Here is a 26,940-nt window from a genome sequence, read left to right as displayed (position 1 = left end):
CGGATCCCAAACAACGGATGGAGAGTCAGGCACATGGCTATCAGTAGCGCCTCCACGGCGCCCACCAGTGCGGCAGCGAGCCAAGCCACGCCGCTGGTGATGCGCATCATCGGTTTCTGCGCCCTGGCGCACCTGATCAATGACCTGATCCAGTCGGTGCTGCCGGCGATCTACCCGATGCTCAAGGCCAACTACGACCTGAGTTTCGCCCAGATCGGCATGATCACCCTGACGTTCCAGATCACCGCCTCGCTGCTGCAGCCTTGGGTCGGCTTCTTCACCGATCGCCGACCGGCACCGAACCTGCTGCCGCTGGGCACCCTGTGCACACTGGTGGGTATCGTGATGCTGGCCTTCGTCGGCAGCTTCCCGATGATTCTGCTGGCCTCGGCGCTGGTGGGTATTGGCTCGTCGACCTTCCACCCGGAGACCTCGCGTATCGCGCGCCTGGCCTCGGGCGGGCGCTTCGGCCTGGCCCAGTCGACCTTCCAGGTCGGCGGCAACACCGGCTCCGCTCTGGGCCCGCTGCTGGCGGCTGCCGTTGTCATTCCGTTCGGCCAGACCTATGTGGCCTGGTTCGGCCTGGCCGCGCTGTTCTTCCTCGGCGTCACCCTGATGCTGCGTAGCTGGTACAAGGAGCACCTCAACCAGGCCAAGGCGCGCAAGGCAGTACAGGCGACCCACGGCATTTCCCGTGGGCGGGTGATCGCGGCGCTGATCGTGCTGGGCCTGCTGGTGTTCTCCAAGTACTTCTACATGGCCAGCTTCACCAGCTACTTCACCTTCTACCTGATCGAGAAGTTCGATGTGTCGGTAGCCAGTTCGCAGCTGCACCTGTTCCTGTTCCTCGGTGCGGTGGCGGCGGGTACCTTCTTTGGCGGACCGATCGGTGACCGCATCGGACGCAAGGCGGTGATCTGGTTCTCGATCCTCGGCGTGGCGCCGTTCACCTTGGTGTTGCCGTATGCCGACCTGTTCTGGACCACGGTGTTGAGCGTGGTGATCGGCTTTATCCTGGCCTCGGCTTTTTCCGCGATCGTGGTGTATGCGCAGGAGCTGGTGCCGGGTAGCGTGGGCATGATTGCCGGGATCTTCTTCGGGCTGATGTTCGGTTTTGGTGGCATCGGTGCGGCCTTGCTGGGGTATGTGGCGGACCTGCGTGGCATCGAGTACGTGTACGAGGTGTGTTCGTTCCTGCCGTTGTTCGGGTTGTTGGCGGTGTTCTTGCCAAGTACCGGCAAGCGCTGATGTTGCCGGGGCTGCTTTGCAGCCCATCGCGACACAAGGCCGCTCCTACAGGGGACCGCGTACTGTTGTAGGAGCGGCCTTGTGTCGCGAAAGGGCCTCGTAGAGGCCCCCTGGGCAATTGACGCCCCAACCTGCGGTGGCCTAGAGTCCGCCTTTCCCCAACCACCTGCGTAGTAGTCAAAGCAATGTGCCGTACCCAGTCCCTGCCAAACGCCCGCCAGCCTGCCTTCCAGGCCCTGCGTCGTGGGTGGCCGAGCGACACGGTGCTCAAGCGTCGCCGCAGCGTGCTGTTTGCCTTCACCTTCTCGCCACACCGCGCCTGAACTGATCTGCGCTTTCGCGTCGCTCGCCGTCTTGGCGTGCGCGCCTGTGTCTGCACGTCTTTTCGGTTTGCAAGGAGTGGTACATGAACATGCGTTTGCTGGCGGGCTTGTTGTTCGCCGTTTCGGTCGTGGGTTTCAGTTTGGGGGCCAGCCTGCCGCTGGTGTCGTTGCGCCTGCATGAAGCTGGTGCGAGCACCCTGGAAATCGGCATCATCTCTGCCATCCCCGCCGCGGGCATGATGCTCTCGGCGTTCCTGGTCGACGCCTGCTGTCGCCACCTCACCCGGCGCACCATCTATCTGCTGTGCTTCAGCCTGTGCACGCTCAGCATCGCCTTGCTCGAGTCGGCGTTCGGCTCTTTGTGGTTCTTGGCGCTGTTGCGCCTGGGCCTGGGGCTGGGCATGGGGATCGCCATCATCCTCGGCGAGTCGTGGGTCAACGAGCTGTGCCCAGAGCACAACCGCGGCAAGATCATGGCCCTGTACGCCACCAGCTTCACCGGCTTCCAGGTGCTCGGCCCGGCCATGCTGGCGCTGCTGGGCGCCGGCAGCCCGTGGATCACCGGCGTGGTCACCGCCTGTTATGGCCTGGCTCTGCTGTGCATCGTATTGACCGTGCCTAACGACCATGTCGAACATGAAGAGGGTGAAAAGAGCTTCGGCCTGGCCGGTTTCTTCCGCGTGGCGCCGGCATTGTGTGTGGCGGTGCTGTTTTTCTCGTTCTTCGATGCCGTGGTGCTGTCGCTGTTACCGGTGTATGCCACCAGCCATGGCTTTGCCGTGGGCGTGGCGGCGCTGATGGTAACCGTGGTGTTTGCCGGTGACATGCTGTTTCAGTTGCCGCTCGGCTGGTTGGCCGACCGGGTGGAGCGCACCGGGCTGCACCTGGTATGCGGGCTGCTGGCGATGGCGATCGGTATCGGCCTGCCCTGGCTGCTGAGCATGACCTGGCTGCTGTGGCCGCTGCTGGTGCTGTTGGGTGCAGTGGCAGGGGGCATCTATACCCTGGCGCTGGTGCTGATCGGGCAGCGCTTCAAGGGGCAGGACCTGGTTACAGCCAATGCCAGCGTGGGCTTGCTGTGGGGCGTGGGTAGCCTGGTCGGGCCGCTGGTGAGCGGTGCGGCGATGGATGTGGCGCCGCATGGCCTGCCCATCGCACTGGCGCTGATGGCCGGGCTGTTCGTGTGCTTTGCCCGGCAGTCGTACCGGCGCGCGGGGCGGTTGCGGGTGATAGCCGACTGACTGCCAGGAATTAGCCGCGCAAGAACCGGCGTTTTCCCGATGAGCGGCTGCGCTAAGCTGGACCTGCAATCGACTTGATGGAGGTGCCATGATCCTGGCCAACCTTTCGCCTGATGCATACCGCGAGGCCAGCGAATACCTGGCGGCGCTCGACCCGGACTGGTCTCGGCATATCGCGGCTACCGGGCCTTGCCTGCACCAGGCCACGCCGGGGCGTGAGCCTTACGAGGTGTTGGTACGGGCGATTGCCTACCAGCAACTGCATGCCCGTGCCGCCGAGGCAATTCTTGGGCGGTTGCTGGCGCTGTTCCCGGAGGCTGCGTTCCCAAGCCCCGAGCAATTATTGGCGGTTACACCGGAAAGCATGCGCGCCTGTGGGTTTTCCGCGAGCAAGATGGCGACGATCCAGGGCATTGCCCAGGGCCGTCTGGAGGGTTGGGTGCCGACTCGGGAAGAGGCACTGGCCATGACTGACGAGGCGTTGATCGAACGGCTGGTGGCGTTGCGCGGGGTAGGGCGCTGGACGGTGGAGATGTTGCTGATCTATAGCCTGGCGCGTTCGGACGTGCTGCCGGTGGACGATTTTGGCGTGCGCGAGGGGTATCGGCGGCTGAAGGGGCTGGACAAGGCGCCGACGCCGGCGCAGATGCGTTCGCTGGGCGGCGGCTGGCGGCCATACCGCACCGTGGCGGCCTGGTACCTGTGGCGGGCCTGAGGTTTTGCACTGCCTGTGCCGGCCTCTTCGCGGGTAAACCCGCTCCCACAGGGATTTCCACGGCCTCGAAAGGCTATGCAGTACCTGTGGGAGCGGGTTTGCCCGCGAAAGGGCCAGCACAGGCAACAACCAATCTGGACACTTACCAATGAACCCCTACACCACCCCCGACCAACGCTGGCAAGCCGTAGAAGCCCGCGACACCGCGGCCACCGGCCACTTCGTCTACGCCGTGCGCACCACCGGCATCTACTGTCACCCCGGCTGCAAATCACGCTTGGCCAAGCGCTGCAACGTCGCGTTCTACGACACCCCCGCCGCGGCCGAAGCCGCCGGCTACCGGGCCTGCAAACGTTGCACTGCCACTACCAAAACCAGCGCCACCCGCCACAGCCAGCTGGTCACTCGCGCCTGCCGCCTGATTGAAACCAGCGACCCCGCACCCAGCCTCGACCAGCTCAGCGCCCAGCTGGCTGTCAGCGCCTTCCACCTGCACCGCCTGTTCAAGGCCGAAACCGGCCTTACCCCCAAAGCCTACGCCACCGCCTTCCGCGCTCGGCGCCTGCGCGCGCACCTGGAAGATGGCCAGCGCTCGGTCACCGATGCTATCTACGACGCCGGCTACAACTCCAACAGCCGTTTCTATGAAAGCGCTGACCAGCGCCTGGGCATGCGCCCGCGGCAATACCGCGCCGGCGGCGCCGGGGCAACCATCCACTTCGCCCTTGGCCAGTGCTCTCTGGGCGCGATCCTGGTGGCCCAGAGCGAGAAGGGCATTTGCGCGATCCTGCTGGGCGACGACCCTGAGGCCCTGCTGCACGACCTGCAGGACCAGTTCCCCAAGGCCCGGCTGATCGGCGGCGACAGCGCCTACGAACGGCTGGTTGCCGAAGTGGTGGGCTTCGTCGAAGCCCCGGCACTGGGCCTGGCCCTGCCGCTGGATGTGCAAGGCACGGCCTTCCAGGAACGGGTGTGGCAGGCCCTGCGCGAGGTGCCGGCCGGCAGCCGGGTCAGCTACACGGACATCGCCGAGCGCATCGGCGCACCCAAGGCGGTGCGCGCAGTGGCCATGGCCTGCGCGGCCAACCACATCGCCGTGGCCATCCCCTGCCATCGGGTGGTGCGCCGGGACGGCGACATCAGCGGCTACCGCTGGGGCGTCGAGCGCAAACAGCAACTGCTCAAACGAGAAACGGCACTCTCCTGATCGCCTGAAGCCGCGTAGAATCCCCCGCCAAATCGAATTGTAAAGAGGAATATTCGATGAGGCGTGTCAGCCTTGCCCGTTATTGTCCTGGCCTGATGGTCTTGATGGCCCTGATGCTGGCGCTCGCCAGCCCGGCCCGGTCGGCCCCGGCCACGCCCTTGTCCAATCTGGCGGTTGCCGAAGCGAACGTGCTGGATGAAAACGCCAGCATCGAGCAGTTGAGCGAGCGGCTGGACCAGATACGCCAAGGTGTCACCAGCGACGCCAACGACGACCTGCTTTCGCAGTTGCGCCTGGGCGCCATGCAGGTACAGCGTCAGGCCGATGCATTGACTGCCCTGCGCACCACGGACGTGGAAAAAGTCGACGACAAGCTCAAGGTCATCGGCCCGGTCCAGCCGGACGAGGCCGCTACCCTGACCCATCAGCGTAAAGCGCTGGAGGCCGAGAAGAAGGCCTTGGTAGCCCAGCAGGACCAAGCCTCCAAGCTGACCCAGTCGGCCCGAGACCTGTCCACGCAAATCGTCAACCTGCGCCGCAGCCAGTTCAACTCGCAGATCACCAGCCGTGCGGCCTCACCGTTGAGCCCGGCGTTTTGGCAGAGCATCATTCGCCCCACCCAGGACGACGTAGCACGCCTGCGTGACCTGCGTGGCGAGACGGCCGATGCCATCGGCAGTGCCTTTAGCGCCGAGCATCGCTGGCTGTTCATTACCAGCCTGGTGGCGGCAATCCTGGTCTGGACCTTGGTGCGCCGCGTGCTCGAGCGCTTGCTGGCCAACGCCATGGTCAGCTGGCTGCCCGAAGGCCGCCTGCGCCGCAGTGCGTTGGCGCTGGGCGTGAGCCTGGCAACCCTGGGTACCATCGCCGGCTCGGTCTCGCTGCTGCGTTGGGGGCTGGAGAGCAGCGCCGAGCTGGGCTCCGATATCGCCAGCCTGGCCAACCATGTGCTCGCCCTGGTGGTGTTCAGCGCCTTCATCACTGGCCTGGGCCGCGCCATGCTGATGCTGCAACGCCCGTCCTGGCGCCTGCCGCCGATCCATGACGAAGTGGCCAGCGCGCTGGGCTGGTTCCCCAAGGTGCTGGCGTTGGCGTTGATGGTCATGATGACCATGGAGCGGATCAACAGCGTGATCGGTGCCAGCCTGGCGTTGACCGTGGCGGTCAACGGCCTGACCGCGCTGGTAGTGGCGGTCACCTTCGCCTTTGCGTTGCTGCGATACCGCCGCACCCTGCGCAAGCATGACCTGGAGCGGCCCACGGGCCTGGCGGGGTTGATCCCGTTCGTGATGGTGATCTGGCTGACGCTGATCCTGCTGGCCCTGCTCACCGGTTACCTTACACTCGCCTACTTCCTCACTGCCAAGCTGCTGTGGGTCAGCCTGGTGGTCACCTGTGCCTACCTGCTGACCACCTTCTTTGGCGACCTGTGCGAAACCCTGCTGTCGCCCCGCCAACCCGGCGGCCTGGCGCTGGCCTCGACCCTGGGCCTGGCGCCACGTCACCAGGCGCAGGCCAGCACCATCCTGGCCGGCATCGGCCGCACCGTGGTGCTGTTCCTGGCGCTGTTGCTGGCACTGATGCCGTCGGGCACCAGCCCCAGCGAGCTGCTGCTGAGCCTGGGTGACTGGGACGGAACCGGCGGCAAGCTGCTCGGCAACATGAACATTGTCCCCCAGGACATCCTGTTGGCAGTGGTGATGTTCCTCGGTGGCCTGTTCGCCATCCGCGTGGTCAAGCGCTGGCTGAGCGATCGCCTGCTGCCGGAAACCGACATGGATGCAGGGATGCGTGCCTCGCTGGTGACCCTGGTGGGTTACCTGGGCTTCATCTTCCTGGCCATGCTGGTGATGTCGACCCTGCGCATCAACCTCACCAGCCTGACCTGGGTGGTCAGTGCCCTGTCGGTGGGTATCGGTTTCGGCTTGCAGCAGATCGTGCAGAACTTCATCTCCGGCCTGATCCTGCTGACCGAGCGCCCGGTTAAGGTGGGCGACTGGGTCAGCCTGGCGGGTGTGGAGGGCGATATTCGCCGTATCAACGTGCGCGCCACCGAGATCCAGATGACCGACCGTTCGACGGTGATCGTGCCCAACTCGCAGTTCATTTCCCAGAACGTGCGCAACGTGACCATGGGCAATGCGCTGGGCGTAGTCGGCATTACCCTGACCTTGCCGCTGGAAACCGATGCCAACCGCGTGCGTGAACTGCTGCTGGCGGCTTACCAGGAGCACGAGGCGATTCTGGATGCGCCGGCCACGTCTGTGTCGTTCAAGGACCTGACCAGCAGCGGGATGGTGATTGGTGTGAGTGGTTATGTGGCGGGGCCGCGGCAGGTGTCTGGAACCCGCAGCGACCTGCTGTTCACCATTCTTGGGCGCCTGCGTGATGAAGGTATTGCCCTGTCGTCGCCGCAGAGCATGGTGCTGGTGCAAGAGGGCGCTCGCCCCGCTGGCGAATCGGTTTGAATGCCGGGGGCACAAAGCGCCCCCAGCCTCAATGCTGCTTGGCCTGCCGAATCCGCAGCAGAATCACCAGCAACACCAACAACACTGGCGGCGCCATGGCCAATAGCCCATCCCGCGCCGTCATCCCCAACCCCAGCACATTCAGCCCGCCATACAGCAGCTTGAACAAATTCAGCAGGTAGTAGGTGATGGCAATGATCGACAGCCCCTCCACCGCCCGCTGAATCTTCACCTGGGCATCGGCCCGGGCATTGAGGCTGCGCAGGATCTCGGCGTTCTGTTCTTCCATCTCCACCTGTACCCGCGCCTGCAACAGGTCGCCCAGGTTGGCCACATTCTTCGCCAACTGCTCCAGACGCTGCTCGGTGGCCGCGCAATAGCGCACGGTCGGCTTGAACCTGCGTTCGATGAACACCCCCAGGCGCTGGCAGTCGCCCACATGGCTTTCCCGCAGCTCGCCCAGGCGCTCGAATACCAGTTGCGCATAGGCTTGCGTGGCGCCGAAGCGGTGGCGGGTTTTCACCGTGCGGCTGACCACCTGGCGTGACAGGTGGGCAATGGCTTCCAGCAACCCTTTGGAATCATGGCCATCGACCCCGGCACTGCGCTCCGAGAGGCTGACCAGGGTCTTGTCGAAGGCATCCAGTTCCTGGCTGAGGTCCTTGGCCGTGGTCAGGGTCAGCGAGGCCATCATGCGGTAGGTCTCGATCTCCAGCAGACGGCGGATCATGCGGCCCTGGCGGTAGGCGTTGAGGCGACGGTTGATGAACAGGAAGCGGTTGGTGCCGTCCTCGGTCAGGCGAAAATCGCTCCACACCACCGCATCGCCACCGCCGACGCAGGAGCCGCACGGGTCCTTGAAACCGTAGTGGGGCAGGTCCAGTTCCTGTTCGTCACGGACCAGCACCTGTACAGCGTTGATCACCTGCACCGCTTGCGGGGCGATAGCCTCGGCCAGCACCGGCGGCAGCGTTTGCCACTCGGTGTCGGCGGCAGTGCAGGGCACCACCAGGGTCAGGGTGAAGAACTCGGTGTGCCGTTCCCACTTGAACGGATGGCCATCCAGGCGGGTGATGCCTTGGGTGGCTGCGGTGTCCAGGGCATCCGGGCAGCAGCGTTGCAGCAGTGCCGCACAGGCAGCGTCGCCGCCGAGCAAGGCCAGGTGGAAGACATGCGCCGGGCCGTCGAAATACAGCGACGGGCGGGCGTGCAGTTCGTTGTGCAAGGCGGTGCGTTGAGGGTGCATGGGTGGTCCGGCCTGGTGTTGTGATTGTGGGGGTACCAGGAAGTGGGACTTTGCGGGGGGCGGGGAAAGTCACGCGGGCGCAGAGTTTTGTGTCGCCTGTACCGGCCTCTTCGCGGGCAAGCCCGCTCCCACAGGTACGGTGCTGCCCTTCAGGTCTGCGCTATCCCTGTGGGAGCGGGTTTACCCGCGAAGAGGCCGGTGAGCCCGGCATCAATTCCAGGCCTTACTCGCGGTTCAACAGCAACTGGTTGAGCGCCCGGGTCATTTGCACGTTATGCACGGTATTGACCAACAACCCGATGCCCGGTTCGCCAGCGTTGGCGCAGATGTATTCGTCGAGGGTGTCCTCGATGCCGAGCAGCAACTGCGAGACGTATCGCAGTGCCTCGGGTGAGGGCAAGTCGTTGTTGATGGTGTAGAACGAAGGGGCTTTGACAGGTGGATCTGGAAAGACTTTTTTCATGGGCTGACTCTCTTGAGTGGAAAAGAGCCACCGCCGACATTCCTCTCACAGAACAAGGGTGGCAGCCGTACGCGGGGTGAGAGTCCGGTAGGGAGTCAGCAAAAACCGGCCAGGCCAAAGGCCTGCCCACGCACAGCTGCCATTGCAGCGCTGATCCCCTACATGAAGCTGGGCTCTCACACCCAAATCGCCATTTGTGACGACTCTGGGAAATTAGCCCTGATGCTCATGTTCAACAACAGAGAAACGGCTGCGGCGCGGGTAGGATAATTCCCAAGCTACTTCCAGCTGAAGCATTTGGTTTCAGGTTGGGAAAAGTCTTACGAATGTCGGGGGGCCTGGCTTGAATTCTGTGGTGGTGCACAAATCGAGCGCCGCCCGCGCGGCGCTTCGCGGGACAAGCCCGCTCCCACATCTGTTTCGGGCCAATGAATCCTGTGAGAGGTGGGTTGCAGCCTTGATGCAAGGCTGGAGACTAGTGGTGCGGCGGCAGCGTCCACCTCAGATCCAAGCTAGGCCAACAAGGCGGACAGAGGTGACCTCACAGGATTGACTGGCCCGAAACAGATGTGGGAGCGGGCTTGTCCCGCGAAGCGCCGCGCGGGCGGCGCTCGGTCTAACAGACGCTGAAAGCATCTCGACGAACCCCTAGCCCAAACACCGCGTCACATGCTTGACCGACTGGTAGGCCGACAACCCCCAAGGCCCCAGCTCACGTCCGATCCCGCTACCCTTGGTGCCACCCCACGAGGTCTCGACGAACACCGCCTGCACCGAGTTGATCCACACATGGCCAACCTCCAGCGCATCGGCCACCCGCTCGGCGCGCTCCAGATCGGCGGAGCACACCGTAGCCACCAGCCCGAAGCGGCTATCGTTGGCCTCGGCAATCGCCTGTTCCTCGGTCGCAAAGCGACGCGCGCACAGCACCGGGCCAAATATTTCCTCGGTCCACAGGCGGCTGTCTTTCGGCACATCGGCATACAGCGTCGGGCTGACGAACCAGCCATCCCGGTCCAACGCCTTGCCACCGGCCAGGCACTGCAGGCCTTCTTCCCGCGCTGTGGCAAAGTAGCCGGCCACCTTCAGCCACTGCGCCTGGCTGGTCAGCGGCCCCATGTCGACCTCTTCGGTCAACGGATTACCGACCCGCAGGTTTTCCAATGCTGCCTGCAAGCGCGGCAGCAGCGCATCGGCAATGCCGTCCTGCACCAGCAACCGTGAAGTGGCCGAGCACATTTGCCCGGCGTTCCAGGTGATACCGGCAACGATCCACTCCACCGCTTGGTCGACATCGCAATCATCGAACACCACGATCGCCGACTTGCCACCCAGCTCCAGCGTGACCGGCCGGCACTGCGCCGAAGCGCTGCGCATTACCTGGCTGCCAACACTATTGCTGCCGGTGAACGACAGCTTGTCCAGGCCATTGTGGTTGCTCAGTGCGGCGCCGGTCTCGGCCTTGCCGTTGACGATGTTCAACACCCCGGCCGGCAGCCCCAGGGCATCGGCGATCTGGCCGTAGGCCTGTTCGATCAGCGGGGTGACTTCCGATGGTTTGAGCACCACGGTGCAACCGGCGGCCAGGGCCGGGGCGAGCTTCCAGGCGCTGGTCACCAGCGGGAAGTTCCACGGCACGATCAGGCCGACCACGCCCACCGGTTCCAGGCGGGTGCGAGCGCTGAAACCCGGCGCAGCCAACGGCACATCGCGGTTTTTCGAGGGCAGTTGCTCGGCCAGTTCGGCGTAGTAGCTGAAGGTGGCGATGGCGTCGTCCAGGTCGATTTGTGCCTCGTGACGTGGCTTGCCGTTGTTGCGCATCTGCAAGGTGATCAGCGCTTCACGGCGCTGCCCGAGCTGTTCGGCAAAGCCATGCAGGTAGTTGGCGCGTTCGCTGGCGCTGGTGTTTTTCCAGGCTGGCAGGGCGCCACGGGCAGCGGTCACCGCCTGGTCTACCTGGGCGACGCTGGCAGCCATCAGTTCGGCAAACGGTTGCCCAAGAGCCGGGTCATTGACGCTGATGCAGTCGCTGCCCTGGCCTTCGACCCAGCGGCCGGCAATGTAGTGGGAAGTGGTCATGGTCGGTTTCCAGTCAGGCCATTTCGGCAGTGGATACCGGCGTGTGCGCGGCGCTTTTGCAAGGCACCCAACGCGGGCCTTGGGGGCCATACACGCCAGCAGGTTCGGGGAACAGGTTGAGCAGCAGCAGGTACAGCACGCCGGCCAGTCCCAGGGTTACCGGCAGGCTCAGGTCGATGCCGCCGGCCAGGTCGCCCAGCGGGCCGACGAACTGCCCTGGCAGGTTGACGAAGCACAGGCCGACCGCCGCGCTGGGGATCCACGCCCCCATGCCGCGCCAGTTCCAGCCATGCAGGAACCAGTAGTGGCCGCCACGCTGGCCGCGGGTGAACACCTGCAGGTCGTCGGCATGGTAGAAGCCGCGGCGGGTGATCAGGCCGAGGATCATGATCACCATCCATGGGCTGGTGCAGGTGATGATCAGCACGGCGAAGGTCGACACGCTTTGCACCAGGTTGAAGGTGAATCGGCCAATGAAGATGAAGCCGATTGCCAGCACGCCGATCAGCAGTGTGGCGCCGGCGCGGCTGAGCAGGTGTGGGAACACGCTGGACATGTCCAGGCCGGTGCCATACAGCGCGGTGGTGCCGGTGGACATGCCGCCGATCACTGCAATCAGGCACACCGGCAGGAAGAACCAGCTTGGCGCCACCGCCAGCAGGCCCCCGACGTAATTGTTGGCGGCGATGTAGTCCGGTGCCTGGGTGGCCACAAGCGTGGCGGTGCACAGGCCGAACAGGAACGGGATCAGGGTTGCGCCCTGGGCCGCGATCACCGCCAGCATGATGCGCGCCTTGGATGTTTCGCGCGGGATGTAGCGCGACCAGTCGCCGAGGAATGCACCGAACGATACCGGGTTGCTCATGGCCAGGATCGCCGCGCCGACGAAGGCCGCCCAGAAGCCTGCCTGGCCAAGGTTGACGCTGCCTGCGTAACCGGCATCGAACGGCCCGGAAAAGGCGGCGATGCCCAGCAGGAACAGCAGGCTCGAGGCCCACACCGCAATCTTGTTGACCCAAAGCATGAAGCGGAAGCCGAAGATGCATACCACCAGCACCAGCACCGCGAACAGGCCGTAGGCCAGGCCCAGGGTCAGGTCGGTTTCCGGCAGGCCGGCCAGGCGCTTGGCGCCGCCGACCAGGGCGTCGCCCGAGCTCCACACCGACAGCGAGAAGAACGCCACCGCGGTGAGCAGCGACAGGAACGAACCGACGATGCGCCCGTGCACGCCAAAGTGCGCGCCCGACGACACCGCGTTGTTGGTGCCATTGAGCGCACCGAACAGGCCCATGGGCGCGAGGATCAGCGCGCCCACACCGACGCCGAGCAGGATCGCCCACACGCCGGCCTGGAACGACAGCCCGAACAGCACCGGGAAGCTGCCCAGCACGGCCGTGGCGAAGGTATTGGCGCCGCCGAAGATCAGGCGGAACAGGTCCAGCGGGGAGGCGTCGCGTTGATCGTCGGGGATCTGTTCGACGCCGTTGGTCTCGATACCGGTCGAGTGGCTCATGGTGATGCTCCAGCGCGGTTGTTGTGGGCCGACGCAGTGCGCGGGCCTTCTTGTGGGTGCGATGGCAGTGCGGCAGGGCCGCAAAAAAGAGATCAGGCCTGCGATACGACCGACAGGTGCTCGTGGCAAGCCAGCCACTGTTCGCCGTGGCGGCGGAACACGATGGTCTCGCGCTCGCTCAACTGGTGTTCTTCGCCGGCTATGCGGATGTGCGTGGCTACATCGTGCATGAAGATCGCCACATCACCTTGCAGGCTCACCTGGGCATTTCCCGATTCGCAGGCGAGCACGGCAAAACCCTCGGCCTGCCACTGGGCCCAGAGTTGCTCGTAGGCACGGCGCGACAGCAGTGGTTGCGGCAGGGTGTGGAAAAGGAAGGTGGCGTCTTCGCTGAAACAGGCGAAATAGCGGGCGGTATCGTTGCTGGCGAATGCGGCAACGAGGTCGGCGGCGGCTTGCCGAACCTGGAGTGTCTGGTCCACGGGAGTGGCCTCACGTTTTTTGTGATTGTGGTGAAGCGATTCTGGTGGCGGTTGCCGAGGGGAAAAATCGCTGCGGGCAAATAATCAGTTCAGGAATTTGTGAAGTGATGGCTGCGCTTTCCTTACTGTGGGAGCGGACCGCTACAGCCAACAACGAGCTAACCGACTGACGGTCCCCCCCAGCCCTCATCCTTGCCTACGCTGATACTCCCAACCTGCTGAAGCAAGGAGAACCATCATGGCCTTCCAATACAAGCGTCTGGACAAGAACAACGCTGCCGTGCTGCTGGTCGACCACCAGACCGGCCTGCTTTCGCTGGTAAGGGACATCGACCCCGACCGCTTCAAGAACAACGTTCTGGCCCTGTCGGACCTGGCCAAGTACTTCAAGCTGCCGACCATTCTCACCACCAGTTTCGAAACCGGCCCCAACGGCCCTCTGGTGCCCGAACTGAAAGAGCAGTTCCCCGACGCCCCCTACATAGCCCGCCCTGGCAACATCAACGCCTGGGACAACGAGGATTTCGTCAAGGCCGTCAAAGCCACCGGCAAGAAGCAGCTGCTGATCGCCGGTGTGGTGACAGAAGTGTGCGTGGCCTTCCCGGCACTGTCGGCGCTGGAAGAGGGCTTCGAGGTATTCGTCGTCACCGATGCCTCCGGCACCTTCAACGAACTGACCCGTGATTCGGCCTGGCGGCGCATGGAGGCGGCCGGGGCGCAGTTGATGACCTGGTTCGGCGTGGCCTGCGAGCTGCACCGGGACTGGCGCAATGACATCGAAGGGCTGGGGACCCTGTTCTCCAACCATATTCCGGACTACCGCAACCTGATGACCAGCTACAACAAGCTGGCCAAGTAATCCGGCCTCGAAGGCACCGAGTACCTTGGGGTAGCGGGTTCACCCGCGAATGCGTCATCGAAGCTACCGACGTCTTCGCGGGTAAACCCGCCACACCCTCCCCGGAATACCCATCAGCACCCGCAGAATCAATGAGATAGAAGCAAGCCTGCGAGATCCACAAGCGAAGCGGCAAACTGCCATGGATCGACCATACTGACTCTTCATTCGCCCTCAGGAGAGTGCCATGTCGAAGTCGTCCAGGAAGAAAGCCCCCAAGGACCAGCCGGAAAAACTGGGCGGCAAGGCCTATGAGAAGGAACTCAAGCAGCTGCATGTGGAACTGGTGAAGCTGCAGGAGTGGGTGGTCGCCAAGGGCCTGAAAGTGTGCATCGTCTTCGAAGGCCGCGATGGTGCCGGCAAGGGCGGCACCATCAAGGCCATTACCGAGCGTGTCAGCCCGCGAGTATTCCGTGTGGTGGCGCTACCGGCACCGACCGAGCGGGAAAAGACCCAGATGTACGTGCAACGCTACCTGGGCCACCTGCCTGCCGCCGGCGAGGTAGTGATCTTCGACCGCAGCTGGTACAACCGCGCCGGTGTCGAGCGGGTGATGGGCTTCTGCAGTGAGGAGCAGAGCAGCAAGTTTCTCACCTTGGTGCCTCTGTTCGAAAAGATGATGGTCGAGTCGGGGATCATCCTCATCAAGTACTGGCTGGAGGTCAGCGCCGAAGAGCAGACCCGGCGCCTGCAGGATCGTATCAACGATGGTCGCAAGCTGTGGAAGCTGTCGCCGATGGACCTCAAGTCGTACACCCGCTGGGATGAGTACACCCGGGCCCGCGACGAGATGTTCGCCGCCTCCGATTCATCCTGGGCACCGTGGTTCATGGCCCATTCCAACGACAAGCGCCGTGCCCGGTTGAACATCATCAGCCATCTGCTGACGCGCATTCCCTACAAGGACATCACCCGCGACGAGGTGGTGAAGTTGCCCAAGCGCGGCAAGATCGGCAAATACAAGGCCGTGAACTACCCGTTCAAAGTCGTCGAAGAGCGTTTCTGATCCTTCCCTGCGGGGAGCAGCGAGGGTGCGAGCCTATGCCACATGACGGCAGCCTGTTGCAGGCGACGGTGGTGTTCCTGCTGGCCGTGGTACTTCTGGTACCGCTGGCGCAGCGCTTGAAAATGGGGGCGGTGCCCGGCTATCTGCTGGCGGGCATCCTGATCGGGCCATCGGTGCTTGGCCTGCTGAAAAACCCGGATAACGTGGCACGCCTGTCGGAGATGGGGGTGGTGATGCTGCTGTTCGTCATCGGCCTGGAGCTTTCGCCGAGGCGTTTGTGGAGCATGCGCCGGGCGCTGTTTGGCGTCGGCTCGCTACAAGTGGGCCTGAGCGCCGTAGTGCTGGGCTTGCTGGCGTACTGGCTGTTCGGCCAATCGAAGCAGGCTGCCATCGTGCTGGGCCTGGGCCTGGCACTGTCGTCCACCGCGTTTGGTCTGCAGGTACTGGCCGAGCGCAAGGACTTGGGCAAGCCGCATGGCCGTCTGGCGGTGGCGATCCTGTTGTTCCAGGACATTGCCGCGATCCCGTTGATTGCCGTGGTGCCGTTGCTCGGTGGGGACGTCAGTACCGCCGACGAAGGTGCCTGGCCGGTGCTGGCCGTGGTGGCTGGTATAGGTGTGCTGATCATCTTTGGCCGCTACCTGCTGACCCCTGTCTTCAGATGGACAGTCGGTTCAGGCCTGCTCGAACTGTCGACCGCTACTGCCTTGCTGGTAGTGCTGGGCACCGCCTGGGTGATGGAGCACGTGGGTGTGTCCATGGCGCTGGGGGCATTTCTGGCGGGTGTCTTGATGGCTGAGTCGCCTTTCCGCCATGAACTGGAAACCCAGATCGAGCCCATCAAGGGTTTGCTGCTGGGGCTGTTCTTCGTGGGCGTGGGGATGAGTGCCGACCTGCGCTTGCTGTTCGGCATGCCGTTGCTGGTGCTGGGGCTGACCCTGCTGTTGGTGGTCATCAAGCTGCCGCTGCTGTATGGCCTGGGACGCGCGGCCGGTGGGCTAAACCAGGCCCAGGCGCTGTGCCTGGGCGTGGTGCTGGCGTCTGGCGGCGAGTTTGCCTTTGTCGTGTTCAAGCTGGCGCTCGATCATCAGGTGCTGGCGCAGCAGGTGCATGACCTGCTGGTGCTTGCCATCACCTTGTCGATGGCGGTGGTGCCCTTGGTAATGATGGCCCTGGCGCGGCAGTTGCGTGACGACAGCCCAGCCCAGGAAAGCGCTGAAACGGGCCACTGAATCGCGCCACACGGCGCACCTGACGTTCGGAGGTGAAGCATGCAACCGGGTACCAAGCTGGACAGCCGCCTCTCGCGGGGCTTGCTCGATGTGCTCATCAAGGCCGGCCTGGTGGCTGCGCTGGTGATATTCGCCTTCCAGACATTCCAGCCGTTCCTGGAGCTGATGCTGTGGTCGGTGATCCTGGCGGTGACCTTGTACCCGTTGCATTGCCGCATCCAGCGTCGCACAGGGCTCAAGGACGGGCTTTCGGCGACGCTGGTCGTTCTGCTGGTACTGGTCGTGTTACTGGTGCCGATCTACCTGGTGGTGATGTCCATCGGCGAATCGGTGGACAGCCTGGTGACATTGCTCAAGAGCGGCGCCTGGAGCGTGCCGGTGCCGCCTGATTCGGTTGCGGCCTGGCCGCTGATCGGGCCGAAGGTACATGCCCTGTGGCTGGCCGCTTCGGAAAACCTGGCCAGTGTGCTGAACCAGTGGATGCCCCAGCTCAAGGGCGCCGGGCGCACGGTGCTGGGGGCAGCAGCCAGCGCAGGGGGAGCGTTCCTGTTGTTCATCGCGGCGATCATCGTCTCGGGCATCATCATGGCGTTCGGTGACCGCGGCGAAATCGCGGCGCAGCGCATCGCCATGCGGGTGTCGGGCGAGGAGCGCGGCAAGCCACTGGCCAAGCTGTGCACTGCCACCATTCGCGCGGTGGCCCAGGGCGTGATCGGCATTGCCTTCATCCAGATGCTGCTGATCGGTGTCGGCTTTGTCATCAAAGGGGTACCGGGAGCCGGGATGCTGGCTATCGTCATCCTCATGCTGGGGATTGCCCAGGCACCGGCCACGTTGATCACGGTGCCGGTGATCATCTACGTATTCAACGTCGAAGGCTTTACCGTGGCGACCATCATCTTCGCCATCTACTCCTTCGTCGCGGGGCTTGCCGACAACGTGCTCAAGCCGCTGCTGCTGGGGCGCGGGGTGGACGTGCCGATGCCGGTGGTGCTGATCGGGGCACTGGGCGGCATGGTGGTCAAAGGCATCATCGGCCTGTTCATCGGCCCGGTGATCCTTGGCGTCACCTATGTACTGTTCTGGCAGTGGGTGGCGCTGCAGGTGCCGGAAAACCCCGTCGAGCCGTCGGCGTAAGCCAAGGCCCGCCATGCCCGGACGCTTCTCTAGTTGTGCACTCAGCCTGGCTGCCATGTTGGTGGGCTGTACCCAGGTCGGCCCGGATTACCAGCCGCCGCAGGACCCGTGGCTGAGCACCTGGAACACCCCGCTGCTGGAGCAGGCCGGGCAGCAGGCCGCGGCGCCCGACCTGCGCCAGTGGTGGGCCGTGTTCGCCGACCCGGCCCTGGATGCCTTGATCACCGAGGCCGATGCCAATAACAGCAACCTGCGCGTGGCTGGCCTGCGTATTGCCGAAGCCCGCGCCCAGCTGGCCATCGTGCAGAGCGGGCGTTATCCACAGCTGCAGCAACTGCGCGCCCAGAGCCTGTACCTGAAACAGGACCAGTCTGGCACCGCTACCGCTCGCGACTCGGTGTTCTGGCAATCCAGCGCGGGCTTCGACATTGGCTGGGAAATCGACTTTTGGGGGCGTTTCAGCCGCGCCATCGAAAGCGCCGATGCCGTCTACTTTGCCTCCCAGGCCAATTACGCCGATGTCATGCTGCTGTTGCGTGCGCAGGTGGCCGACACCTACTTTGCCCTGCGCACCGCCGAAGCGCGGCTGGATATCGCCGAGGAAAACGCCCGCCGTCAGGCGCGCAGCCTGGAGATAACCGAGCGGCTGTTCCGGCATGGCGAAAACGACGAACTCGACTGGCAACAGGCGCGCACCCAGTACCTGGCTACCCAGGCCACCATCCCCGAGTTCCAGAACCAGCTCAATGCCCTGCGCAACGTGCTGTGCTCGCTGCTCGGCAGGCCGCCCGGGCCGCTGCCGCAGCTGGATGCAGGCCACGGCCAGCTGCCGTTGCCGGACCGTGCCGTGCTGCAGGACGTGCCTGCCAGCCTGCTGCAGCGCCGCCCGGACATCCGCGCCGCCGAACAGGCGGTGGCGGCACAGTCGGCGCTGGTCGGGGTGGCCGAGGCCGATCTTTATCCACAGCTGAGCCTGCTGGGCAGCATTGGCTGGAGCTTCGTCACGGCCAATCACCTGCCCGATACCTTCGACATCGCCGCCGGGCCCAGCCTGATCTGGAACCCGTTCGACTATGGCCGGCGCAAGAACGCCGTGCGCGTGGAAGATGCCCGCTTGCAGCAACTGATCGAGCTGTATCACCAGGACGTGCGCGAAGCCGCGCGCGAGGCCGACGATGCCGCCAGCGGGCTGGTGCGCTCGCTGCAGAGTGCAAGTATCCGCGACCAGGCCTCGCAGGCCGCGCAGCGCTCGCTGAGCCTGGCCAGCTCGCAGTACCGCGAAGGCTTTGCCGACTTCCAGCGCGTGCTCGACGCCCAGCAACTGCTGCTGCAGCAACAGGACGGTTACCTGGTCAGCCGCGGCAATGCCGTCAGCAGCCTGGTGACGCTGTACAAGGCCCTGGGTGGCGGTTGGGACGCCAGCCGCGCACCGATCGACCCGGCCACCCGCCAGCAGATGCAGCAACGCACCGACTGGGGCGAACTGCTCGACGAGCCAGCCCCCAGCGCACATGCACAAGGTGAAACGAAATGAGCGATGCCACGCCAACGCCACCCCCGCCAGCCCCCGATCGCGGCATGCGCTGGGTGCTGCTGCTGATTGCCGTGAGCCTGCTGTGGTACCTGCTGGCGGACCGCTTCACGCCCTACACCCAGCAGGCCCGCCTGCAGGCCTACGTGGTGCCGGTGAGTGCCGAGGTGGCCGGGCAGGTAAAGCGTGTGGCGGTGGGCAACAACCAGGAGGTAAGCAAGGGTGATGTGCTGTTCGAGCTGGACCAGGAGCAGTACCGCATCGCGCTGGCCCGCGCCGAAGCCGATCTGGACACGGTACGCCGACAGATCGGCGCCCACACCGCTGGCATCGACTCGGCCCAGGCGGCGCTGGTGGCGGCCCAGGCCAACGAGCGCAAGGCGCGGCAGGACGCCGAGCGGCTCAAGCGCCTGATCGATGAGGACCCGGGCACGGTCTCGGTGCGCCGCCTGGAGGGTGCCCAGGCCACTCGCGACCAGGCCATCAGCCAGGTGGCGGCAGCCCGTGCCGAAGTGGAGCGGGCCCGTGAGCAGCAGGGCGGGGCGCAGGACGACAACGCCCAACTGCGCAGCGCGGCGGCCAATGTGGAAAAAGCCCGCCTGGACCTGGCGCGCACCGTGGTACGCGCCGACGCGAACGGGCTGATCACCGACCTGCGTACCGACGTTGGCCACTATGTCGGTGCCGGCAGCCCGATGATGACATTGATCGCCATCCATGACGTGTGGATAAGCGCTGACATGACCGAGAACAACCTCGGTCGGCTGCGCCCTGAAACCCCGGTGCTGGTAGTGCTCGATGCGCTGCCCGGCACGGTGTTGAAGGGGCGCATTCGCAGCATCGGCTACGGCGTGAGCGTGGGCCAGAGTACCCCGCCGGGTACGTTGCCGACCGTGCAGAACAGCCGCGAGTGGCTGCGCTCGGCGCAGCGCTTCCCGGTGATCGTCGAACTGGAGCGTGACCAGTTGCAGGACAAGACCGGTTTGCGGGTCGGCGGCCAGGCCGAAGTCATGGCGCTGCCCAGCGAGGGCAACCCATTGAACCTGCTGGGCCGGTTGTTCATGTGGCTGATGAGCTGGCTGTCTTATGCCTATTGAGCTGCGTCGCCTGCGTGCCCTGCGCTTGGCCTGGGGTGTGGCGCTGTGCCTGGCGGTGAGTTTTGGCACCGGCCTGCCGGTACCGATCCTGGCACCAGTGTTCGCGGTGCTGTTGCTGGCCATGCGCAGCCAGCCCTTGCCCCTGCGTGCGGCACCGGCCCTGGCGGTGCTGGTGCTGATAAGTTGCGGCAGCGGGCTGCTGCTGATTCCGCTGCTGCGCCATGCCCCGGTGAGTGGGGTGTTGCTGGTGGGGATGGGGGTTTTCCTGACCTTGCGCTATGCGCTGAAGGGCGGCAACGGCCTGCTGGCCAACCTGCTGGTGATCGGCCTGACCATGATCGCTGCCGCTGGCACCAGCGATTTCACTCTGGCGCTGTCGGTGGTCGAAGCGCTGGCCAAAGGCATGCTGCTGGCGGTGCTGGGCACGGCGGCGGCGCATGTGCTGTTTCCCGAACCGGCCGATGCGCCGGCGCAACCGGCGCCGCCATTGCTCGACAGTGACCAGGTGAGCTGGGTCGCTTTGCGTGCCACGCTGATCGTGATGCCGGCCTTTTTGCTGGCGTTGATCGCCCCGGACCAGTACATGCCGCTGATCATGAAGGCAGTGAGCCTGGGGCAGCAGGCCGGCGAGACCCGTGCGCGTCATGCCAGCCGCGAGCTGATCGGCTCGACCTTGCTTGCCGGTTTGTTGGCGATGTTGATGTGGGGAGCGTTGAGCCTGTTCGTGCACCTGTGGATGTTTTTCCTGTGGGTGCTGCTATTCGTGCTTTGGCAGGGGCGCAGGCTCTACCGTGCGGTGGATACCAGGCAAAGCCCGGCGTACTGGGTGAGTTGCCTGACGACCATGTTGATCCTGCTGGGGCAGTCGGTGCAGGACAGCGCCGGGGGGCAGGATGTGTACCGCGCCTTTGCCGTGCGCATGGCGCTGTTTCTGGCGGTGTCGGTGTACGCCAGCGCCATGCTGATCTGGATCGACCGGCGGCGGATGCGGCGTGGGCTTCTTCGCGGGTGAACCCGCTCCCACAGGTATGGCGTTGCCCATGGGATCACGCAATCCTTGTGGGAGCGGGTTTACCCGCGAATAGGCCAGCCCAGGAAAACCTAAGGCTTCCAGTCAACCCCACTCTCTTCCAGGTAGGCATCCACCGCCGCACCCACAGTGGGATGAAACGCCGTCTCTCCCATATGCTCGAACAACTCGAACTGCCGCATCTTGTCCTTTACCGGGTCCTTCATCTCGGCAAACTGCAACTCCACCCCCCGCGCCTCCAACGCCCGGTCCAGCTCGGCCAGCATGTCCGCCGAGGTGATATCGATGCTGGTCACCGGCTCTGCCGCAATCACCAGCCGTTGTACCGGGGTAGGCGATGCATCCACCGCCGCCATCACCGTGCTCTGGAACTGCTCGGCATTGGCAAAGAACAGCGGCGCGTCCCAACGCAGCAGCACCAGCCCCGGAATGCGTCGGGCCTGTGGATAACGCTGCACATCATGGTAACCGCGGGTGCCATCCACCCGTCCCAGCACCGCATGATGCGGCCGCCAGCCGTCCCACAGGAATTCGATCACTGATATCGCCACGGCAATGCCGATACCGGGAATTGCCCCGAATACCGCCACACCGACGAAGCAGGTGAACGACAGCCAGAACTCCCATTGCTGCATGCGGAAGATCCGCTTGAGGTCGGCGAACTCGAACAGGCCCAGCGCTGCGGCAATCACCACCGCCGCCAGGGCACTGTTGGGCAGGTATTGCATCAGGTTGGGCGCCACCAGCAGCAACAGGGTTACCGCCAGCGCACCGATGATGCCGGTGAGCTGGGTCTGCGAGCCGGCCGCTTCGGCCACGGGGGTACGTGACGAGCTGCTGCTGATGGGGATGCCCTGGAACAACCCGGAGGCCAGGTTGGCCACGCCCAGGCCGAACATTTCCTGGTTCGGGTTGACCGGCATCTTCATGCGCGCGGCATAGGAGCGCGACAACACGCTGGTATCGGCGAATGACACCAGCGCCACGGCAACACCACCCAGTACCACCTCGACCAGATCGATGTCGGTGACCCAGGGAAACACGAAGGTTGGCAGGCCTTGGGGCAGCTGGCCGAGCACTTTCACACCCTGCTGGTCGAGCCCTAGCAGGCTCACCGCCAGCGTGGCCAGTACCACCGCAATGAGAATGCCCGGCAAGCGCTTGAACGGCTTGAGCAGCAGGATCAGCGCCAGGCTGCCGCCGCCGACCACGAAGCTTGGCCAGTGCCCTTGGCCGGCAAGCAGTGCTTCGGCCAATTGCCAAAGGTCGCGCAAGGGGCCCTGGCTATCGACTTTGATACCGAATAGCTTGGGCAACTGGCTGATCAGCACCGTGAGGGCGATGCCGTTCATGTAGCCATAGCGGATCGGCTTGGACAGCAATTCGGTAATGAAACCCAGGCGCAGCAAACCGGCGATCACGCAGAACGCCCCGGCAACCAGGGCCATCATGCTGGCGATGGCGATAGCCCGCTGCGGGTCGCTGGCGGCGTACTGCACCACTACCGCCAGGATCGGTGCGGCCAGCGCCGAGTCCGGGCCCAGCACCAGGATGCGGCTGGGGCCGAACAGGGCATAGGCCAGCAACGGGATGATGGTCGCGTACAGGCCGTAGATGCCGGGTACACCAGACGCTTCGGCATAGGCGATGCCCACCGGCACCAGCATGGTGGTGAGCACCAGGCCGGCGGCGATGTCCCTGGGCAGCCAGGCGGGTTGATAGTGGAGCAGGGTGACCAGACCGGGGAGCCAGCGTTGCCAGTCGAGGCGGGTTTTTTCGGGCATGGGGCGTGCGTCCAGGGGAGGGTGCTGAATCACAGCTTAGATGCTGAATTTCGGGGCCGCTTTGCGGCCCATCGCGACACAAGGCCGCTCCCACAGGAATACCGCTCACTGATGGATTGGCACTGTACTTGTGGGAGCGGCCTTGTGTCGCGATGGGCTGCAAAGCAGCCCCGACAATCTCAAGCCATCTACGCGACCGTCACTACCGCCGCGCACTCAACCGGGAAATTCACCGAGTTGGCAATGAAGCACTCATGGTGTGCATCCTCATGCAAACGCAGGGCAACCTCGCGATCCGAATCGACACTGATAGTCACCTGCGGGCGAAGCTGCACATGGGTAAAGCGGCCTTTGCCCTGGGGGTCGCCTTCCACCATGCGCCCCAAGGGCTTGTCGACGTATGCAAGCACCTTCACCTGGTTCACTGCGCACAGGTGCAGGTACCAGAGCTTGTGACACGCCGACAGCGATGCCACCAGCAGGTCTTCCGGGTTCCAGCGTTGCGGGTTACCGCGAAAGGCCGGGTCTGCCGAGCCTGCGAAGGGCGTTTTCCCTGGTGCTTCTACGCTGAAGTCTCGGCTGTAGGCGGTGTAGCTGGAGGTACCATCGCCCTTGTTGCCGGTCCAGGTAACCTGAACCTCGTACTGGTGTTCTTTCATCGTTCCTCCTTGGATTGATCAGCCGCACGGCAGGCCGCTCCCACAGGGTGCACGCGCCGATTGCCAAATGCCAGAAAAAACAAAACCCCTTGAGGCGTTGGCCTCAAGGGGTTTGTGGGTACTGCAGGCTGGCGCTTAGACGTTGAAGCGGAAGTGCATCACATCGCCATCTTTGACGATGTAATCCTTGCCTTCCAAACGCCATTTACCGGCTTCCTTGGCACCGCTCTCACCCTTGAACTGGATGAAATCGTCATAGGCCACCACTTCAGCGCGAATGAAGCCTTTTTCAAAGTCGGTGTGGATCACGCCAGCGGCTTGTGGTGCGGTGGCACCGACGCGTACGGTCCAGGCACGTACTTCCTGCACGCCGGCAGTGAAGTAGGTCTGCAGGTTCAGCAGCTCGTAGCCGGCACGGATCACGCGGTTCAGGCCAGGCTCTTCCAGGCCCAGGGCCTCGAGGAACATGTCCTTCTCCTCGCCATCTTCAAGCTCGGCGATTTCCGCTTCGATCTTGTTGCACACCGGCACCACTACCGCGCCTTCTTCCTCGGCGATGGCCTTGACCACGTCCAGGTGCGGGTTGTTGTCAAAACCGTCTTCGGCCACGTTGGCGATGTACATCACCGGCTTGCTGGTCAGCAGGTGGAAGCCGCGAATGATCGCCTTGTCTTCGGCGCTCATGTTCTTCATCAGGCTGCGCGCTGGCTTGCCTTCGGTGAAGTGCGGGATCAGTTGCTCGAGGATTGCCTTCTGCGCCAGGGCGTCCTTGTCGCCGCCCTTGGCGTTGCGGGCAACCTTCTGCAGTTGCTTCTCGCAGCTGTCGAGGTCGGCGAAGATCAGCTCGAGATCGATGATCTCGATGTCACGCTTGGGGTCGACGCTGTTGGAAACGTGGATCACGTTCTCGTCTTCGAAGCAGCGCACCACGTGGGCAATGGCGTCGGTCTCGCGGATGTTGGCGAGGAACTTGTTGCCCAGGCCTTCGCCTTTCGAGGCACCAGCCACCAGGCCGGCAATGTCGACGAATTCCATGGTGGTCGGCAGGATGCGGTTTGGCTTGACGATTTCAGCCAGCGCATTCAGGCGCGCATCGGGCATCGGCACGATGCCGCTGTTTGGCTCGATGGTGCAGAAGGGGAAGTTCTCCGCCGCGATGCCAGACTTGGTCAGGGCGTTGAACAGGGTGGACTTGCCGACGTTGGGCAGGCCGACGATGCCGCAATTGAAACCCATGGGTATTCCCCTCTCTAAAGGAAATCAGGCCTTCTGGCTGTGCAGCTCGCGCATCGCCTTGGCGAAGTCGCCGGCAAGCACGTCCGGCAGCACGCCGAGGGCAAAATCGATGCTGGCGTCGAGCTTCTCCTGCTCGGCGCGCGGCGCGCGGCCCAGGACGAAGTTGGAGACCAGTTTGGCGTCGCCCGGGTGGCCGATGCCAAGCCGCAGGCGGTGGAAGTCGTTCTGGTTGCCGAGCTGCGCGATGATGTCGCGCAGGCCGTTGTGCCCACCATGGCCACCGCCGCGCTTGAGCTTGGCGACGCCCGGGGGCAGGTCGAGTTCGTCATGCGCCACCAGGATCGCTTCCGGCTTGATGCGGAAGAAATTGGCCAAGGCCGCCACGGACTGGCCGCTACGGTTCATGTAGGTGGTGGGGATGAGCAGACGAACGTCGTTGCCCTGATGGCTGAATTTAGCCGTCAGGCCGAAATATTTGCGGTCAGCGGTCAACGAGACGCGCTGGGCGCTGGCAATGCGCTCAACGAAAAGAGCCCCTGCGTTATGCCGGGTCTGTTCGTATTCGGGGCCGGGGTTACCCAGGCCGACGATCAACTGGATGGCGGTCACGTCAGGGGCTCTTCCTTGGAGTTGGTGGGTTACAGGGCGCGCGGCACTGTAACCCGATCAACGCCGGCGCGCGAGTGGATTACTCGGCAGCGCCTTCTGCTTCTGGAGCAACGCGTGGAGCGTGAACGTTGGCAACAGCTTTGTCATCACCGTGGGCCAGAGCTACGAACTCTACGCCTTTAGGAGCTTTCAGGTCCGACAGGTGGATGATGGTGCCGATTTCAGCGTTGGCCAGGTCAACTTCGATGAACTCAGGCAGGTCTTTGGCTTCGCAGGAAACTTCGATCTCGGCTTCTACGTGGGAGATCTCGCCGCCTTTCTTGACCGGGGCTTCTTCGTTGACGAAGTGAACCGGTACCTTGGCGGTCAGTTTCTGGCCAGCAACGACGCGAACGAAGTCGGCGTGCATGATGAAGCCTTTGGCCGGGTGACGCTGCAGGGCCTTGACCACGACGTTTTGCTTGGCGCCGTCGACGTTCAGTTCCAGAACGTGGCTGAAGGCAGCCTCGTTTTCGAACAGCTTGGTGATTTCCTTGGCCAGGATGGTCAGGGACTGGGCGTCCTGGTTACCACCGTAGACAACGGCTGGGATGTTGGCGGAGTGACGCAGGCGGCGGCTCGCACCTTTCCCCAGGTCAGTACGCGCTTGGGCGTTCAGAGTGAATTCGGTCATTTTGTTTCTCCAAAATAGCCCCCCGAGGGCGTTTGCGACCAGCGCCAACGGGGATGGCAAAAAAGCCCCGCCCCAACAACCAGTGTTGGGGCGGGGCGCTTTTCGTCAGCGTGTGTTCCGCTTAGCGGAACATCGCACTGATCGATTCTTCGTTGCTGATGCGGCGGACCGCTTCAGCGACAACCGGTGCGATATCCAGCTGGCGGATACGGTCACAGGCTTGAGCAGCGGCGGACAGCGGAACGGTGTTGGTCACCACCAGCTCGTCCAGTACCGACTTCTCGATGTTCTCGATCGCGCGGCCCGACAGGACAGGGTGCGTGCAGTAGGCGTAAACCTTGGCCGCGCCGTGTTCTTTCAGGGCTTTGGCCGCGTGGCACAGGGTGCCGGCGGTGTCGACCATGTCGTCTACCAGGATGCAGGTGCGCCCTTCGACGTCGCCGATGATGTGCATGACCTCGGAGTGGTTAGCCTTCTCGCGGCGCTTGTCGATGATACCCAGGTCGACGCCCAGGGACTTGGCGACGGCACGTGCGCGCACGACACCACCAATGTCCGGGGAGACGATCATCAGGTTCTCGAAACGCTGGTCTTCGATATCGTCGACCAGTACGGGCGAGCCGTAGATGTTGTCGACCGGGATATCGAAGAAACCCTGGATCTGGTCAGCGTGCAGGTCGACGGTGAGTACACGGTCGATACCAACGACAGTGAGCATGTCAGCGACGACTTTGGCGCTGATGGCTACACGTGCCGAACGCGGACGGCGGTCCTGGCGGGCGTATCCGAAGTAAGGAATCACGGCGGTGATTCGGGATGCTGAGGAGCGGCGGAAGGCGTCGGCCATCACTACCAGTTCCATCAGGTTATCGTTGGTCGGGGCACAGGTCGGCTGAATAATGAAGACGTCTTTACCGCGAACGTTTTCATTGATCTCGGCACTGATCTCGCCGTCGGAAAACTTACCGACAGAGACGTCACCGAGAGGGATATGCAGCTGACGTACTACACGCCGAGCCAGATCGGGGTTGGCATTCCCCGTAAAGACCATCATCTTGGACAC

Annotated in this window: 24 protein-coding genes; 13 read left to right on the top strand and 11 right to left on the bottom strand. The window is 63.9% G+C overall.

Translation table 11 applies throughout. The annotated features are described in order from the left end of the window. The first annotated feature begins 33 nt into the window (after window positions 1-33). The 6 genes from CAY82_RS21120 to CAY82_RS21100 all read left to right on the top strand — a co-directional run bounded on the left by CAY82_RS21120 (window position 34) and on the right by CAY82_RS21100 (window position 7,202). Entirely contained in the window at window positions 34-1,248 is a 1,215-nt protein-coding gene (locus tag CAY82_RS21120) for an MFS transporter (protein WP_087502914.1), read from the top strand. A gap of 185 nt (window positions 1,249-1,433) precedes the next feature. Then, window positions 1,434-1,571: a hypothetical protein gene (locus tag CAY82_RS26755; RefSeq protein ID WP_170931112.1), complete on the top strand. Its 138-nt coding sequence runs from the start codon at window positions 1,434-1,436 to the stop codon at window positions 1,569-1,571. 83 nt (window positions 1,572-1,654) lie between these two features. Further along, entirely contained in the window at window positions 1,655-2,812 is a 1,158-nt protein-coding gene (locus CAY82_RS21115) for an MFS transporter (RefSeq protein ID WP_087502913.1), read from the top strand. 88 nt (window positions 2,813-2,900) lie between these two features. Then, on the top strand, window positions 2,901-3,527 hold the full coding sequence (locus tag CAY82_RS21110; RefSeq protein ID WP_087502912.1) for a DNA-3-methyladenine glycosylase: 627 nt from the start codon (window positions 2,901-2,903) through the stop codon (window positions 3,525-3,527). Between the two features lie 148 nt (window positions 3,528-3,675). After that, entirely contained in the window at window positions 3,676-4,734 is a 1,059-nt protein-coding gene (gene ada / locus CAY82_RS21105) for a bifunctional DNA-binding transcriptional regulator/O6-methylguanine-DNA methyltransferase Ada (protein WP_087502911.1), read from the top strand. A gap of 56 nt (window positions 4,735-4,790) precedes the next feature. After that, a complete protein-coding gene (locus CAY82_RS21100) occupies window positions 4,791-7,202 on the top strand; it encodes a DUF3772 domain-containing protein (protein ID WP_087502910.1) in 2,412 nt (803 codons plus the stop codon). Between the two features lie 28 nt (window positions 7,203-7,230). Here CAY82_RS21100 and CAY82_RS21095 read toward each other — a convergent pair whose 3' ends face one another. The 5 genes from CAY82_RS21095 to CAY82_RS21075 form a co-directional block, all read right to left on the bottom strand. Beyond that, window positions 7,231-8,448 carry a DUF3422 domain-containing protein gene (locus CAY82_RS21095; RefSeq protein WP_087502909.1) on the bottom strand — a complete coding sequence of 406 codons (1,218 nt, stop codon included), beginning with the start codon at window positions 8,446-8,448 and terminating at the stop codon, window positions 7,231-7,233. 223 nt (window positions 8,449-8,671) lie between these two features. After that, window positions 8,672-8,911: a hypothetical protein gene (locus CAY82_RS21090; protein WP_087502908.1), complete on the bottom strand. Its 240-nt coding sequence runs from the start codon at window positions 8,909-8,911 to the stop codon at window positions 8,672-8,674. A gap of 648 nt (window positions 8,912-9,559) precedes the next feature. Beyond that, window positions 9,560-10,990, bottom strand: a complete 1,431-nt coding sequence (locus CAY82_RS21085; protein WP_087502907.1) for an aldehyde dehydrogenase family protein — start codon at window positions 10,988-10,990, stop codon at window positions 9,560-9,562. 13 nt (window positions 10,991-11,003) lie between these two features. After that, window positions 11,004-12,503 (bottom strand): cytosine permease, encoded by a 1,500-nt coding sequence (locus CAY82_RS21080; RefSeq protein WP_087502906.1) that lies wholly within the window; start codon window positions 12,501-12,503, stop codon window positions 11,004-11,006. Between the two features lie 92 nt (window positions 12,504-12,595). Next, window positions 12,596-12,985, bottom strand: coding sequence for a nuclear transport factor 2 family protein (locus tag CAY82_RS21075; RefSeq protein ID WP_087502905.1), 390 nt, complete (start codon window positions 12,983-12,985; stop codon window positions 12,596-12,598). A gap of 238 nt (window positions 12,986-13,223) precedes the next feature. Between CAY82_RS21075 and ycaC the strand changes: the two genes are divergently transcribed. The 7 genes from ycaC to CAY82_RS21040 all read left to right on the top strand — a co-directional run bounded on the left by ycaC (window position 13,224) and on the right by CAY82_RS21040 (window position 20,898). After that, window positions 13,224-13,844 carry an isochorismate family cysteine hydrolase YcaC gene (gene ycaC, locus CAY82_RS21070; RefSeq protein ID WP_010951959.1) on the top strand — a complete coding sequence of 207 codons (621 nt, stop codon included), beginning with the start codon at window positions 13,224-13,226 and terminating at the stop codon, window positions 13,842-13,844. Between the two features lie 226 nt (window positions 13,845-14,070). After that, complete coding sequence (gene ppk2, locus CAY82_RS21065) at window positions 14,071-14,889, top strand: polyphosphate kinase 2 (protein WP_087502904.1); 819 nt, start codon at window positions 14,071-14,073, stop codon at window positions 14,887-14,889. 35 nt (window positions 14,890-14,924) lie between these two features. Then, complete coding sequence (locus tag CAY82_RS21060; RefSeq protein WP_087502903.1) at window positions 14,925-16,121, top strand: monovalent cation:proton antiporter-2 (CPA2) family protein; 1,197 nt, start codon at window positions 14,925-14,927, stop codon at window positions 16,119-16,121. A 39-nt stretch (window positions 16,122-16,160) separates the two neighbouring features. After that, on the top strand, window positions 16,161-17,258 hold the full coding sequence (locus CAY82_RS21055) for an AI-2E family transporter (RefSeq protein ID WP_087502902.1): 1,098 nt from the start codon (window positions 16,161-16,163) through the stop codon (window positions 17,256-17,258). Window positions 17,259-17,271: 13 nt separating this feature from the next. Continuing rightward, window positions 17,272-18,792, top strand: a complete 1,521-nt coding sequence (locus tag CAY82_RS21050; RefSeq protein ID WP_087502901.1) for an efflux transporter outer membrane subunit — start codon at window positions 17,272-17,274, stop codon at window positions 18,790-18,792. Then, on the top strand, window positions 18,789-19,886 hold the full coding sequence (locus CAY82_RS21045; RefSeq protein WP_087502900.1) for an HlyD family secretion protein: 1,098 nt from the start codon (window positions 18,789-18,791) through the stop codon (window positions 19,884-19,886). Before CAY82_RS21050 ends, CAY82_RS21045 begins: the two co-directional genes overlap by 4 nt. Beyond that, window positions 19,876-20,898 (top strand): DUF2955 domain-containing protein, encoded by a 1,023-nt coding sequence (locus CAY82_RS21040; RefSeq protein WP_087502899.1) that lies wholly within the window; start codon window positions 19,876-19,878, stop codon window positions 20,896-20,898. The genes CAY82_RS21045 and CAY82_RS21040 overlap by 11 nt, the downstream gene beginning before the upstream one ends. An 89-nt stretch (window positions 20,899-20,987) precedes the next feature. Here the strand turns inward: CAY82_RS21040 and CAY82_RS21035 are convergent, their stop codons facing one another. From CAY82_RS21035 to CAY82_RS21010, 6 genes are all read right to left on the bottom strand, one after another. Further along, the gene (locus CAY82_RS21035) at window positions 20,988-22,700 is read right to left on the bottom strand and encodes a SulP family inorganic anion transporter (protein WP_087502898.1); all 1,713 of its coding nucleotides are present in this window, start codon (window positions 22,698-22,700) and stop codon (window positions 20,988-20,990) included. 188 nt (window positions 22,701-22,888) lie between these two features. Then, window positions 22,889-23,359 carry an OsmC family protein gene (locus CAY82_RS21030; RefSeq protein WP_087502897.1) on the bottom strand — a complete coding sequence of 157 codons (471 nt, stop codon included), beginning with the start codon at window positions 23,357-23,359 and terminating at the stop codon, window positions 22,889-22,891. Window positions 23,360-23,494: 135 nt separating this feature from the next. Further along, window positions 23,495-24,595, bottom strand: a complete 1,101-nt coding sequence (gene ychF / locus CAY82_RS21025) for a redox-regulated ATPase YchF (RefSeq protein ID WP_087502896.1) — start codon at window positions 24,593-24,595, stop codon at window positions 23,495-23,497. A 24-nt stretch (window positions 24,596-24,619) separates the two neighbouring features. Then, the gene (pth, locus tag CAY82_RS21020) at window positions 24,620-25,204 is read right to left on the bottom strand and encodes an aminoacyl-tRNA hydrolase (protein WP_008099045.1); all 585 of its coding nucleotides are present in this window, start codon (window positions 25,202-25,204) and stop codon (window positions 24,620-24,622) included. Window positions 25,205-25,283: 79 nt separating this feature from the next. Next, window positions 25,284-25,877, bottom strand: a complete 594-nt coding sequence (locus CAY82_RS21015) for a 50S ribosomal protein L25/general stress protein Ctc (RefSeq protein ID WP_087502895.1) — start codon at window positions 25,875-25,877, stop codon at window positions 25,284-25,286. Window positions 25,878-25,998: 121 nt separating this feature from the next. Further along, on the bottom strand, window positions 25,999-26,940 hold the full coding sequence (locus tag CAY82_RS21010) for a ribose-phosphate pyrophosphokinase (protein WP_016391678.1): 942 nt from the start codon (window positions 26,938-26,940) through the stop codon (window positions 25,999-26,001).

The sequence above is a fragment of the Pseudomonas sp. SID14000 genome (genome assembly GCF_002165135.1).
Lineage (GTDB): Bacteria > Pseudomonadota > Gammaproteobacteria > Pseudomonadales > Pseudomonadaceae > Aquipseudomonas.
This window is presented reverse-complemented; position numbering and strand designations above follow the sequence as displayed.